Raw genomic sequence first — 12,695 nt, 5'->3', positions numbered from 1 at the left:
CAGGTGAACTGGGTTGATGTCCTGGTACTGCTGCTCGCAGTGCTCGCGGCCGTCTCCGGCGCGTTCCAAGGGGTGATCGTGGCCCTGCCCGCGCTGATCGGCGTGGGCATCGGCGCCGTGCTCGGGGTGAAGCTGGCGCCGTACGTGGTGGAGCTGTTCGACAACCAGGTCGCGAAGGTGGCGTTCGCGTTCGGCACCGTGGTTTTCCTCGTGGTGCTCGGCGAGACGATCGGGGTCTGGGTCGGGCGGCGGCTGCGCCAGAAGATCAACCCCGACAAACTGTCCGGAGTGGACAAAACGCTGGGCGCGATCGTGCAGGCCGCCGCGGTGTTCGTGGTCGCGTGGCTGGTGGCGAACCCGCTGACCACCGTCTCCGCCGTGCCGGGGCTGGCCAAGGCGATCAACTCCTCGGTGGTGCTGGGCAAGGTCAACGACGCCATGCCGGCCGCGGCCCAGGGCTTCCCGACCGATCTGCGCAAGCTGCTCGACGCGTCGGGCTTCCCGTCGGCGGTGCCGCCGTTCGAGAAGGCGCCTTCGGCGGACACCTCGCCGCCGGACTCGACGCTGGACGCCAGCGCGGTCGTCACCCGTGTGCACCCGAGCGTGGTGAAGATCCGCGGCAACGCGCCTTCCTGCTCGCGCGCGCTGGAGGGCAGCGGTTTCGTGATCGCGCCGCAGCGCGTGATGACCAACGCGCACGTGGTCGCGGGCACCGACGAGGTCGGCATCGAGTCCACCTCGGGCGACTACCGGGCGCGGGTCGTGTACTTCAACCCGGAGGTCGACATCGCCGTGCTGGCGGTGCCGGGCCTGCGCGCGCCCGCCCTGCCGTTCGCCGGCCAGACCGCGGGGGCGGGTGACAGCGCGATCGTGCTCGGCTACCCGCTCGACGGCCCGTACAAGGCGACTGCCGCGCGTGTGCGCGGCCGGATCAACCTGCGCGGCCCGGACATCTACGAGGCGAACACTGTGCAGCGGGACGTGTTCACCGTTCGCGCGACGATCCGCAGCGGCAACTCCGGCGGTCCGATGCTCACCCCGGACGGCGACGTCATCGGCGTCGTCTTCGGCGCGGCGGTGGAGGACCCGGACACGGGCTTCACGCTGACCGCCGAACAGGTCCGCTCGGAGGTCGACGCCGCCCCGTCGCAGACGACGAACGTGAGCACCGGCGCCTGCGCGAGCTAGCCGATGAAGTCCACAATGGACTTCGTCACGCGGTCCGGGTCTTCGAGGTGCGGGAAGTGCCCGATGCCGTTCCAGACCCGGGGCTCGCTGTGCGGCCCGGCCCAATGCACGGATTCCAGCGCGGTCTCCGGGACGATGCAGGTGTCCACGGCGCCGTGCAGTTGCAGCAGGGGCGCGGCCACACGTTTGTCCACGGCGTCGGTGAACCGCCTGCCCTCGCCGCGGAACTGGGCGCGGAAGGCCCACCGGTAGTACTCCAGCGCGGAGTGCGCGACGCCCGGCACGAGCATCGCCTGGCGGAACCGCCCGGCGCTCACGGCGAAGTCCGGTGAGGACCGCCAGCCCGGGCCGGACCAGGAGTGGAAGAGCGCCTCGACCGACGCGGCGCTGTCGCGTACCAGCCATTTCTCCGGCGCCATCGGTACCTGGAAGCGGAACAGATGCCCGACGGCGCGGGCCTGGCTGCGCTGGACGTGCCACGCGGAGCGCTTCACCGCGGACTTCAGCGCCAGCGGGTGCGCCGCGCCGACGGCCGTCACGGAGGCGACGAGCCGGGGGTGCAGGGCGGCGACCGTCCAGGCGAGCATCCCGCCCCAGGCGTGGCCGACGAGGTGGGCACGACGGGCGCCGAGCGCTTTGATCAGGCCGCCGACGTCACCGGCGAGCGTCCACGCGTCGTAGCCGCGCGGGGGTTTGTCGGAGTCGCCGTAGCCGCGCAGGTCGACGGCGACGGCGCGGAAGCCCGCTTCGGCCAGCGCGGGCAGCTGGTGGTGCCAGGCCCACCAGAACTCGCCGAACCCGTGCAGGAAAAGGACCAGCGGCCCGTCGCCCGCCTCGGCGACGTGCAGCCGGATGCCGTTGGCGGAGACGTCGCGGTGCGTCCACGGGCCGTCGGTGCGGACGATCGACGGATCGGGCTTGGACGACACCGCGTGCACCGCCTCAGCGAGGGAACGCCGGCGCCGGGTCAGGCGCTGGTCGCGGGCAGGTCGTCTTCGGCGGCGCGGCGCGGCTTCAGGGCCGCGGCCGTCTCCTTGACGCTGCCGATGGTGCGCTCCGGCGCCTTCAGCTTCTTCACCTTGCGCCAGCCGAGGAACGCCGTGACCAGCGTGGTGATCAGCATCAGGCCGAACACGGTGAGGAACGCCGGCCAGCGCACGCCCCACCAGTCGGACAGGATCTCCGCCACGAAGAGGAAGAGGAAGTACGAGCTGTAGAGCAGCACGGCCAGCGCGATCAGGAAGAAGACAGCGCCCTTCAGCGCCTTCTTCACCTCGCCGATCAGCTCCGACTTCGCCAGCTCGACCTCGGCCCTGACCAGCGTCGAAATGTGCTGCGTGGCGTCGCCGACCAGCTTGCCGATGGACTGCTCGCCCGCCGCGGCCTCCTCATCGCTGGAGAGGGGCAGGTAGGGCACGGCCCCCACGCCGTCGGGGCCGGTTCGCTCGTGTTTGGGGCTGCTCACCGGGTCATCGTGCCACGGACCCGATCCCCGGGCGCGACGGACTGCCGGGAGTGTCGGGATCGGCTGCCTCAGTCTTCGCCGGTGTCGGCCCGCGCGTGGGCCCGGCTGCGCCGCACCAGCAGCGCCGCGGCGCCCAGCGAGGCGATCGCCGAGGCGATCAGCACGGCCGCCTTCGCGAGTTCCGCCGCCTCGCCTTCGAGCGCCAGGTCGGCGATCAGCAGGCTCACGGTGAACCCGACGCCGCCGAGCAAGGCCAGCGCGGCGATGTCGCGCCAGCCCGTCCCGCTGGGTTTTTCGGCGATGCGGAGCCGGACGGCCAGCAGGCTCGCGCCGAGGATGCCGACGAACTTCCCGCCGATCAGTCCGATCAGGACGGCCAGCGGCAACGCCGTGGTGAAGACCTCGCCCAGCGCGCCACCGCTCACCGAGATGCCCGCGGCGAAGAGCGCGAAGAGCGGCACGGCAACGGCCGCCGACCACGGCTGAAGCCGGTGTTCCAAGCGCAGCGCGGGTGACTCGGCTTCGCCTTCGTCCGGCCGTACTCGGGTGAGCAGGCCGAGCGCGACGCCGGCGATCGTCGCGTGGATGCCCGCCGAGTGCACTGCGACCCACACGATCAGCGCGAGCGGCACGTACAGCCACGAAGTGCGCACGCGCTTGTGCTGAAGGAATGCGTACAGCGCGAGTGCGACAACGGCGACGCCCGCCGCGACGAGATTGAAGCCCGTGGTGAACACGATGGCGATCACCAGGATCGCGCCCAGGTCGTCGACCACCGCCAGTGACAACAGGAAGACCCGCGCGCTGCTCGGCAGGTTCGACGCCGTCAGCGCCAGCACCCCGAGGGCGAACGCGATGTCCGTGGCCACCGGGATGGCCCACGCGCGGTCGGCGCCCGGCGAGCCCCAGGCGACGGCCAGCGCGAAGACCGCGGGCACCACCATGCCGCCGACCGCCGCGATCACCGGCAGCACGGCCTGCTTGAACCGGGACAGCTCGCCGACCACGAGCTCGCGTTTGAGCTCCAGCCCGGCGACGAAGAAGAACAACGCGAGGAGGCCGTCCTTGGCCCAGTCGCCGATCGACAGATTGAGATGCAGGAATTCGGGACCGAGGTGGAAGTCGCGCACCGCCTGGTAAACCTCGCGCAGCGGCGAGTTCGCCCAGATCAGCGCGACGGCGGTGGCCGCCAGCAGGATGATCCCGCCGGTGGTCTCGGTGCGCAGGTAACGGGCGAATTCAGCGGCCATCCGGGCCGGGCGCGAAGCGGTCACAGGCGAGAACCTCCGGGAGACGGGCGGGCAACACGAACACCGTTGCCGACCAGACTTCCCGGCGCACCTTTGACGTCATTTTAACGCACGATCGGGCCCGTCCTTGCTCGTCATGACCCTCCCCACACCCCGTGCCGGTGTCCTGTTCACCAGTTCGCCTTCTAGCATGCGAATCGAGCACGACAGTGTTGTCTAGAGCAGGGGCGAAAGTTGTGAGTACCTCCAACGAGGTCCAGCAGGACACGAGGTTCTTCGGGCACCCACGAGGGCTGGCGAACCTCTTCGGCGTCGAGATGTGGGAGCGGTTCTCCTTCTACGGGATGCTCGGCATCCTCGGCATCTACCTCTATTACAAGGTCGACCAGGGCGGCCTCGGCATCGACCAGGGCGCGGCTCTGGGCATCGTCGGCGCGTACGGCGGCATGGTCTACCTGTGCAGCGTGATCGGCGCGTGGGTGGCCGACCGGCTGCTGGGCTCGGAGCGGACGCTGTTCTACAGCGCCATTCTGATCATGATCGGCCACATCAGCCTGGCGGTGCTGCCGGGCATGACCGGCGTCGGCGTCGGCCTGGCCTGCGTCGCCGTCGGCTCCGGCGGCCTGAAGTCCAACGTGACCGCGGTCGTCGGCACGCTCTACGCCGAGGGTGACGAACGCCGCGACGCCGGCTTCACGATCTTCTACATGGGCATCAACCTCGGCGGGTTCATCGGCCCGCTGCTCACCGGCCTCGCGCAGCAGGAGGTCGGCTTCCACCTCGGCTTCGGCCTGGCCGCGATCGGCATGGCGCTGGGCCTCATCCAGTACACGATCGGGCGCAAGAACCTGGGTACGCAGGCGTCGGAGATCCCGAACCCGCTGCCCGCCTCGAAGCGCCTGCTGGCCATCGCCGGCGGCGTGCTGATCGTCGCCGTGATCGCCGTGCTCATCAGCACGGGGGTGATCACGCCGGCCAACCTCGCGGACGTGGTCGTCTACGTCGTGGCGGCCATCTCGGTCCTCTACTTCGTGATGATCCTGACCAGCAAGAAGATCACCTCGGACGAGCGCAGCCGGGTGTTCTCCTTCATCCCGATGTACATCGCCAGCGCGGCGTTCTTCTCGCTGTACCAGCAGCAGTTCACCGTGGTCACGGCCTACACTGACCAGCGGCTCGACCGCGGCCTGTTCGGCTGGATGATGCCGGTGTCTTGGGTCAACTCGATCAACCCGGTGTTCGTCATCGTGTTCGCCCCGGTGCTCGCCGCGATCTGGATCAAGCTCGGCCCGAAGCAGCCGTCGACGCCGCTGAAGTTCGTGCTCGGCACCGTGCTGATGGGTGCCGCGTTCCTGCTGTTCCTGCCGATGGTGAACACCGGGAAGAACGGCAGCCCGCTGATCGCGCTCGCCGGCATCCTGCTCGTGTTCACGATCGCGGAGCTGATGGTGTCGCCGGTCGGGCTCTCGCTGTCCACGAAGCTCGCGCCGCAGGCGTTCCGGACGCAGATGGTGGCGCTGAACTTCCTGTCGGTGTCACTGGGCACGGCGATGTCGGGCAAGCTCGCCGAGTACTACTCGGCGGACGACGAGGCGCCGTACTTCAGCATCGTCGGCGGGTCGGCGATCGTGATCGGGCTGGTGCTGCTGGCGCTCATCCCGTTCATCCGGCGGCTGATGAAGGGCGTGCACTAGATCCTGGCGCGAGCGGCGGCCCGGGCTGGGCCGCCGCTCGCGGGGTCGGTCAGGTCAGTGGTCGTCGGAGTAGTCGGCGGTGACCCAGCGGTCGGGGCGGATGGTGAACAGCACGCTCTGGGTGCCGTCCATGCGGTCGGCGAACGCGCGTCCGCCTTCTTCGCCGAAGTAGCGGACGGCGATGGCCTGCCTGGTGGCCAGCGGAGACGGCGTGGCGGCCTCGACGACGGTGCCCTCGACGATCACGTACTGGTACGGCGGTTCCTCGCGCTGCACGACGATGGTCACGACACCGGCCTCGTGGATGAGCTTGGCCTTGCGCCGTCCGGCGCCCGTGTTGATCCGGAATTCGCCGCCGGGGGTGTAGTCGTACCAAATGGGCACACTCGCCGGCGGACGGCCGTCGTTGGCGGCCACGGACAGCACGGCGACATGCGAGCCGGCGAGGAATTCGTCGCGTTCGGCATCACTGAATGGCTTCGGCATAAAACGCGCAACACCCCCGTCGGCCGGGGTGTTCCCTCAGCCGACGGTGGTACCGAACAGCACCCCGACGAAATAGGTGACGAGCATGGTGAGGGCGCCCACGCCGACGTTGCGGAGGATCGCGCGCCCCACCTTCGCGTCGCCGAGCTTCGCGCTGACGAAACCGGTCAGCGTGAGGCCGACGATCACGGCCGCCGCGCAGGCCCAGACCCGGACGGACACGCTCGTCCAGGCGATCGCCAGCAGCGGCAGCAGCGCCCCGACGGAGAACGCGAGCAGCGAGGCCCACGCCGCCTGCCACGGGCTGGTCAGGTTGTCCGGGTCGATGCCGAGCTCGGCCTCGGCGTGCGCCTGGAACGCGTCCTTCTTGGTCAGCTCCCGCGCCACCTCCTCGGCCAGCTCGGGCGAAAGGCCCTTGGCTTCGTAGATTTGCGCGAGTTCCCGTTCCTCGGCCTCGGGCATTGTTTTCAGCTCTTGCTTCTCGAGCTGCAGCAGCGCCTGTTCGGTGTCGCGCTGGGTACTCACGCTCACGTATTCCCCACCGGCCATCGAAAACGCGCCGGCCACCAGTCCGGCAATTCCGGCGGTGAGGATCGCGGTGCTGTTCGCCGTCGCCCCCGCGACCCCCACCACGATCCCGGCCACGGACACGATCCCGTCGTTCGCTCCGAGAACCCCGGCCCGCAACCAGTTCAGCTTCCCGCCGATCCCCTCGTGGGGCTCGTGCGCATGCGCCTCGGCGGCGTCCATCGTTTCGGTCACGATGAATAGTGAAACACGGAATGGAGGCCTGGTTTACTCGGTCGGCTCCGGGAGCAGCCGCACGTCGTAGGCGAGGTCGATGACGGCGTCGGTCGCGGGGTCGGTGAGGGTGACCTGCCAGTGGGTGCCGAACTGGTCGACGGCCGGGTCCATCGGGATGGTGCCGGACAGGAGCACGGTGCCGGGGGTCGCCAGGCCGCGGGCGCGCAGCTCGTCGAGCCAGTACGCGGGCGCCAGCAGCTCGGCCAGGGTGCCGTCTTGGATGAGGGCGCCGTCGACGTGCGCGGTGAGGCGGAGGGCGTCCAGACGGTCGGCGACGTCCGAGAGCCGCCACGCGCGGCGGGCCAGCACGTCCGGGCCGGCGTTTTTGCTCCACGCCACCCCGTGCACCTCCAGCGCGCGGTCGGTGTGGTCGCAGGCCGCGGTCAGCAGCACGTCGGACGGCGTGACGACCAGCGCCCACTCCGCCTCGCCGGAAGTGCGGGCGTGCTGGGCCGGCACGGAGTCCGTCTGCATCGCCAGGTACGGCGCCACCGGGTACAGCGCGGGCGTGACCTTCGGCGCCGGCACGCCCAGCTCGGCCAGCTCCTTCACGTGCGCCGCGACGTCGTCCTGGCTGCGGCCCGCGTAGCCGGCGTTCAGCAGGGTGTGCACGGGCGTTTCCGCCTCCGTGCCGTCGGGCAGGGTGAAGCGCAGCATCCAAAACCTCCGAGAGTCTTGCGTCGAGCCGTGTATACATGGAGTATATCCGCACTATGACACCAGACGTCACCACGACGCCGGCCGCGGACCGCCGCTCCCTCCGCCGCGCGTTCGCCGCCAGCCTGTCCGGCACCGCCCTCGAGTGGTACGACTTCGCGGCCTACTCGGTGGCGTCGGCGACCATCTTCGGCCACCTCTTCTTCCCCTCCGGCGACCCGCTCGCGGGCACCATGGCCGCGTTCTCCACGTACGCGGTCGGCTATCTCGCGCGTCCGCTCGGCGGGTTCGTGTTCGGCCGGCTCGGCGACCGCCTGGGCCGCAAGCGCGTACTCGTGGTGACGCTGGTCCTCACCGGCGTGAGCACGTTCCTCATCGGCTTGCTGCCCACGTACGCGGCTGTCGGCGGCTTCGCGGCCATATTGCTCGTCGCGCTGCGGTTCGCGCAGGGCGTGGGCATCGGCGGCGAGTGGGGCGGTGCCGTCCTGTTGTCCAGCGAGTTCGGCGATCCGGCGAAACGCGGGTTCTGGGCGTCCGCCGCGCAGATCGGCCCGCCCGCCGGCAACCTGCTGGCCAACGGCGTCCTGGCCCTGCTCGCCGCCCTGCTCACCGACGCGCAGTTCACGTCCTGGGGCTGGCGCGTGGCGTTCCTGCTCTCCGGCGCGCTGGTCGGCTTCGGCCTGTGGATCCGGCTGAAGCTGGAGGAGACACCGGTGTTCCGCCGTCTCGCGGAGCTCGGCGAACGACCGTCCGCGCCGATCTCGGAGGTCTTCCGCGACGAGCGTCGCGCGCTGGCTGCCGCCGTGCTGGTGCGAGTGTGCCCGGACGTGCTGTACGCGCTCTTCACCGTCTTCGTTCTCACGTACATCACTTCGCACACAACGCTTTCCCGTGGCCAGGGCCTCGCGGCGGTGATGATCGGCTCGGCGCTGCAGCTGGTGCTGATCCCGGCGTTCGGCGCGCTGTCGGACCGGGTTTCGCGGCGTGGGCTGACCCTGGTGGCCGTGATCGCGGCGGGGATCTGGCCGTTCGTGTTCTTCCCGATGGTGGGCGACGGCTCGTTCGCCGCGTTGATCATCGGCGTGCTGCTGGCGCTGGTCATCCACTCGGCGCTCTACGGCCCGCAGGCCGCCCTCGTCACGGAGCAGTTCTCGGAACGGCTGCGCTACACCGGCAGCTCGCTGGCGTACACGCTCGCCGGCGTGATCGGCGGAGCCCCGGCACCGCTGCTGTTCACGGCCCTGCTCGCGGGTTACGACACCTGGGTCGCGGTCGCGGGTTACCTCGCGGTCACCGCCGTCGTGAGCCTCGTCGGGGTGCTGATGGCTCGGGACGCCAAGTGAGCGAGTGGCGCACTCTGTCTACAGTGGAGGGTCGCCCGCTGCTCGGCGGCACCAGCCGGGTGCGCGAGCTGCAACGCGCGCCGAGCGGCCTGGCCTACGAGATCCACTACCCGGCCGGGGTGGCCTCACCCCCGCACAGCCACGACCACGACAGCATCGTCTACCTGCTCGAAGGCCACCTGAAGGGCACGGTCGACGGCGTCGAGGCCTCGTTGCGGCCGGGTGATTCGGTCCTGCACCCGCGCGGGGTGACGCACCAGGTCGAGGCCATTGTGGACAGTGCCTGGGTCGAGTTCAAGTCCCCGCTGCCGGAACGGCCGCCGGTCGCCTGAAGCGTTGCCGGACATGGGAAAGCCCGGCACCCCTTGACGGGACGCCGGGCCTTCCCGCGCGATACAGAACGTCAGACGTCGAGGTCCGCCAGCGCCTGCTTGGCGGCCTCGAGCTCGGCCTCGAGCTGCGCGACCTTCGCGGCCTGCGCGTCACGGGCCTGGTTGATGACCTCGTCGATCGGGCCGGACAGGTCGGAGTGCAGCTCCTTCGCCGCGCGCGAGACGGCGGCGGCCGGGATCTCCAGGCCCTTCGCGACCCACTTGCTGCCGTTCTTCAGCTCGGCCTGCCACTCGCCGTCGGCCGTGCCGGTGACGGTGAGGATCAGCTCGACCGTGCGGGTCTTCTTCGCCGCCGACGCGGCGGTGGCCTTGGGGCGCCCGCGCTTCGGCTTCGGCGCCTCCTCGGCCGGCTTCTCCTCAGCCGAGGCCGAGTCGGAGTCGGAGTCCGCCGACGGAGAGGACGTGGGCTCGGTGACTGCCGGGGCGTCCGCGGCCTGCGGCGCTGACGCCGTCACCGCTTCGGCCGCAGTGTCCTCGTCGTGCGTCAAGGCTTCCACGGTCATACGTGTCGTCTCCTTGCCCGGATCTGGGGTGGGGTACAGCGGCACATCTTAGAACAGGCGTTCGATGACCGCCATTCGGGGTAATCATGCGGGCAGGGGCGCCCCCGCCTCGGGTGCGCCCCTGCCAACCGCGAAGAACCTACTCCTCCTTGCCCGACTGCAGGCCGGTGGAGATGAGGTCCATCACGGACGAGTCGGCCAGCGTGGTGACGTCACCGACCTGCCGGTTCTCCGCGACGTCGCGGAGCAGGCGCCGCATGATCTTGCCCGAGCGCGTCTTCGGCAGCTCCGGCACCACCATGATCTGCCGCGGCTTCGCGATCGGGCCGATCTCCTTGGCCACGTGGTTGCGCAGGGCCTGGATGGCCTCATCGCCGCCGTCCACCGCGTTTCCGCGCAGGATCACGAACGCCACGATGCCCTGCCCGGTCGTCGGGTCGGTGGCGCCGACCACGGCCGCCTCGGCGACCGTCGGGTGCGAGACCAGCGCGGACTCGACCTCGGTGGTCGAGATGCGGTGGCCGGACACGTTCATCACGTCGTCGACGCGGCCGAGCAGCCAGATGTCACCGTCGGCGTCGTACTTGGCGCCGTCGCCGGCGAAGTAGAAGCCCTGCTCGGCGAAGCGCGACCAGTACGTCTCCCGGTAGCGCTCGTTGTCGCCCCAGATCCCGCGCAGCATCGACGGCCACGGCTGGTCCAGCACCAGGTACCCGCCGCCGCCCTTGCCGACCTCCTGAGCCTGGTCGTCGACGACCTTCGCGGAGATGCCCGGCAGCGCCCGCTGCGCCGAGCCCGGCTTCGTGGACGTGACGCCCGGCAGCGGCGAGATCATGATCGCGCCGGTCTCGGTCTGCCACCAGGTGTCGACGATCGGTGCCTTGTTCGCGCCGATGGTCTCGCGGTACCAGATCCACGCCTCGGGGTTGATCGGCTCGCCGACCGAGCCCAGCACGCGCAGCGACGACAGGTCGTACTCGGCCGGGATCTGCGCGCCCCACTTCATGAACGTGCGGATCAGCGTCGGCGCGGTGTAGTAGATGGAGACCTTGTACTTCTGGATGATCTCCCAGTGCCGTCCCTCGTGCGGGGTGTTCGGCGTGCCCTCGTAGACGACCTGCGTGACGCGGTTCGCGAGCGGGCCGTAGACGATGTAGCTGTGCCCGGTGATCCAGCCGATGTCGGCGGTGCACCAGTAGACGTCCTCGCCCGGCTTGTGGTCGAACACGTTGTGGTGGGTGTACGCGGTCTGCGTCAGGTAGCCGCCGGAGGTGTGCAGGATGCCCTTCGGCCGCCCGGTGGTGCCCGAGGTGTAGAGGATGAACAGCGGGTGCTCGGCGTCGAACGCTTCGGGCGTGTGCTCGGCGGACTGGCCGTCGACGAGTTCGTGCCACCACAGGTCGCGCCCGTCGGTCCACGGCGTGGCGCCCTCGAGGTCTTCGCCGGTGCGGCGGACCACGATGACTTTCTCCACGGTCTCGGCGCCTTCGAGCGCCTCGTCCACATTGGCCTTCATCGGCGCGGCCTTGCCGCGGCGGTACTGGCCGTCGGAGGTGATCACGATCTTCGCGGCGGCGTCGTCGACCCGGGCCCGCAACGCGGTCGGGGAGAAGCCGCCGAAGACCACGCTGTGCAGCGCGCCGATGCGGGCGCAGGCGAGCATCGCGAAGATGGCCTCGGGGACCATCTGCAGCTGGATCGCGACGACGTCGCCGGCGTTCACGCCCAGTGACGTCAGGGCGTTCGCGGCCTTGGACACCTCGTCCTGCAGCTGCGCGTACGTGATGTCGCGGGTGTCGCCGGGCTCGCCGACCCAGTGGATCGCCACCTGCTCGCCGTGGCCGGACTCGACGTGGCGGTCGACACAGTTGTACGCGACGTTCAGCTTCCCGCCGACGAACCACTTCGCGAACGGGGCATTGGTCCAGTCCAATACCTGGGACCACTTCGTGTCCCACGTCAGCCGCTCGGCCTGCTCGGCCCAGAACCGCTCCCGGTCGGCGTCCGCTTTCGCGTACAGCTCGGCCTTGGCGTTGGCCTGAGCAGCGAATTCGTCGCTCGGGGGGAACGTGCGGCTCTCGTTGAGCAGATTGTCCAACGCTGGGGACTGCTCGGTCATGGTGCAAGGCCTCCTGTAGTGCGAACCCGCGGCTCACGGCACGCTAGCGACGTTAGTCCGCCCAGGACAAGGTTGCAGCAGCGTTGCGTGCGGGTGTTCAGGCGAGCCGGGCCAGCAGCCGGGCGCGGGCCCCGGGCCATTCGGCGTCGGTCATCGAATACAGCACCGTGTCGCGTGAAGTGCCGTCCGGGCGGATGCGGTGCGCGCGCAGCAGGCCCTCGCGCAGGGCGCCGAGCCGTTCGATCGCGCGCTGCGAACGGAGGTTGCGGCTGTCGGTCTCCCACGCGACACGCTGGGACCCGAGCTTCTCGAAAGCGTTGCGCAGCAACAGGAACTTCGCCTCGGTGTTGAGCGCGGTCCGCTGCCACCCCGGCCCGAGCCAGGTGTGCCCGATCGACAGGATCCGGTGTTTCGCCACGATCTGGTAGTACGACGTGGAGCCCGCGACGCGGCCGGACGCGACGTCGATCTGCGCCCAGGCGAACCGTCCCGGCTCGGCCAGCGCGGTCTCGACCATCAGCTCCGCCGCGGCCAGGTCCTCGGGCATCCGCTGGCTCATCCAGGACCAGATGCCGGGATCCTGCGCGGCTTCGAACAGCCCCTTCGCGTGCTCCGGCGAAAGCGGCTCGAGGCGCACGTGGCTGCCGGACAGGGTCGGGTGCTCGCTCCAGTCGCTCATGCGCTCAAGCTACGACGTCAAGTGGTCATTTGTGAGGTCCATTTTCAGATCGTTTCAACAGTCCACTTGGCCGATGCTTATGCTCGCGGGAACGATCGAGCGAGAGGGCGGGGAC

The 12,695-nt window shown here is 69.9% G+C and carries 13 protein-coding genes; 4 read left to right on the top strand and 9 right to left on the bottom strand.

Annotated elements, in window-relative coordinates:
* The first annotated feature begins 3 nt into the window (after positions 1-3).
* On the top strand, positions 4-1,188 hold the full coding sequence (locus tag BMY97_RS37285; RefSeq protein WP_091626953.1) for a MarP family serine protease: 1,185 nt from the start codon (positions 4-6) through the stop codon (positions 1,186-1,188).
* Here the strand turns inward: BMY97_RS37285 and BMY97_RS37280 are convergent.
* From BMY97_RS37280 to nhaA, 3 genes are all read right to left on the bottom strand, one after another.
* Positions 1,185-2,117: an alpha/beta fold hydrolase gene (locus BMY97_RS37280; RefSeq protein ID WP_091627263.1), complete on the bottom strand. Its 933-nt coding sequence runs from the start codon at positions 2,115-2,117 to the stop codon at positions 1,185-1,187. The genes BMY97_RS37285 and BMY97_RS37280 overlap by 4 nt on opposite strands.
* 38 nt (positions 2,118-2,155) lie before the next feature.
* On the bottom strand, positions 2,156-2,653 hold the full coding sequence (locus tag BMY97_RS37275; RefSeq protein ID WP_091626951.1) for a phage holin family protein: 498 nt from the start codon (positions 2,651-2,653) through the stop codon (positions 2,156-2,158).
* Between the two features lie 68 nt (positions 2,654-2,721).
* Positions 2,722-3,903: a Na+/H+ antiporter NhaA gene (gene nhaA / locus BMY97_RS37270; protein ID WP_091627260.1), complete on the bottom strand. Its 1,182-nt coding sequence runs from the start codon at positions 3,901-3,903 to the stop codon at positions 2,722-2,724.
* Positions 3,904-4,139: 236 nt separating this feature from the next.
* Between nhaA and BMY97_RS37265 the strand changes: the two genes are divergently transcribed.
* Positions 4,140-5,597, top strand: coding sequence for a peptide MFS transporter (locus BMY97_RS37265; RefSeq protein ID WP_091626948.1), 1,458 nt, complete (start codon positions 4,140-4,142; stop codon positions 5,595-5,597).
* A 54-nt stretch (positions 5,598-5,651) separates the two neighbouring features.
* Here the strand turns inward: BMY97_RS37265 and BMY97_RS37260 are convergent, their stop codons facing one another.
* The 3 genes from BMY97_RS37260 to BMY97_RS37250 are packed head-to-tail and all read right to left on the bottom strand — an operon-like array spanning position 5,652 to position 7,544.
* Entirely contained in the window at positions 5,652-6,083 is a 432-nt protein-coding gene (locus BMY97_RS37260) for a pyridoxamine 5'-phosphate oxidase family protein (protein WP_091626945.1), read from the bottom strand.
* 36 nt (positions 6,084-6,119) lie between these two features.
* Positions 6,120-6,845, bottom strand: a complete 726-nt coding sequence (locus tag BMY97_RS37255; RefSeq protein WP_091626943.1) for a VIT1/CCC1 transporter family protein — start codon at positions 6,843-6,845, stop codon at positions 6,120-6,122.
* A 33-nt stretch (positions 6,846-6,878) separates the two neighbouring features.
* On the bottom strand, positions 6,879-7,544 hold the full coding sequence (locus BMY97_RS37250; protein WP_091626940.1) for a DUF2848 domain-containing protein: 666 nt from the start codon (positions 7,542-7,544) through the stop codon (positions 6,879-6,881).
* Positions 7,545-7,600: 56 nt separating this feature from the next.
* On the opposite strand from BMY97_RS37250, the gene BMY97_RS37245 reads away from it, so the two are divergent.
* A complete protein-coding gene (locus BMY97_RS37245) occupies positions 7,601-8,887 on the top strand; it encodes an MFS transporter (RefSeq protein WP_091626938.1) in 1,287 nt (428 codons plus the stop codon).
* 23 nt (positions 8,888-8,910) lie between these two features.
* Positions 8,911-9,219: a cupin domain-containing protein gene (locus BMY97_RS37240; RefSeq protein WP_425425386.1), complete on the top strand. Its 309-nt coding sequence runs from the start codon at positions 8,911-8,913 to the stop codon at positions 9,217-9,219.
* A 71-nt stretch (positions 9,220-9,290) separates the two neighbouring features.
* Here BMY97_RS37240 and BMY97_RS37235 read toward each other — a convergent pair whose 3' ends face one another.
* The 3 genes from BMY97_RS37235 to BMY97_RS37225 all read right to left on the bottom strand — a co-directional run bounded on the left by BMY97_RS37235 (position 9,291) and on the right by BMY97_RS37225 (position 12,580).
* The gene (locus tag BMY97_RS37235; protein WP_091626933.1) at positions 9,291-9,782 is read right to left on the bottom strand and encodes a DUF6319 family protein; all 492 of its coding nucleotides are present in this window, start codon (positions 9,780-9,782) and stop codon (positions 9,291-9,293) included.
* A 139-nt stretch (positions 9,783-9,921) separates the two neighbouring features.
* On the bottom strand, positions 9,922-11,901 hold the full coding sequence (acs, locus tag BMY97_RS37230; protein WP_091626930.1) for an acetate--CoA ligase: 1,980 nt from the start codon (positions 11,899-11,901) through the stop codon (positions 9,922-9,924).
* Between the two features lie 97 nt (positions 11,902-11,998).
* A complete protein-coding gene (locus BMY97_RS37225; protein ID WP_091626927.1) occupies positions 11,999-12,580 on the bottom strand; it encodes a GNAT family N-acetyltransferase in 582 nt (193 codons plus the stop codon).
* Positions 12,581-12,695 lie beyond the last annotated feature (115 nt).

This window comes from Amycolatopsis saalfeldensis (genome assembly GCF_900110575.1).
Taxonomy (GTDB): domain Bacteria; phylum Actinomycetota; class Actinomycetes; order Mycobacteriales; family Pseudonocardiaceae; genus Amycolatopsis; species Amycolatopsis saalfeldensis.
The sequence above is the reverse complement of the archived record's forward strand: the minus strand, read 5'-3'. Positions and strand labels throughout refer to the sequence as shown.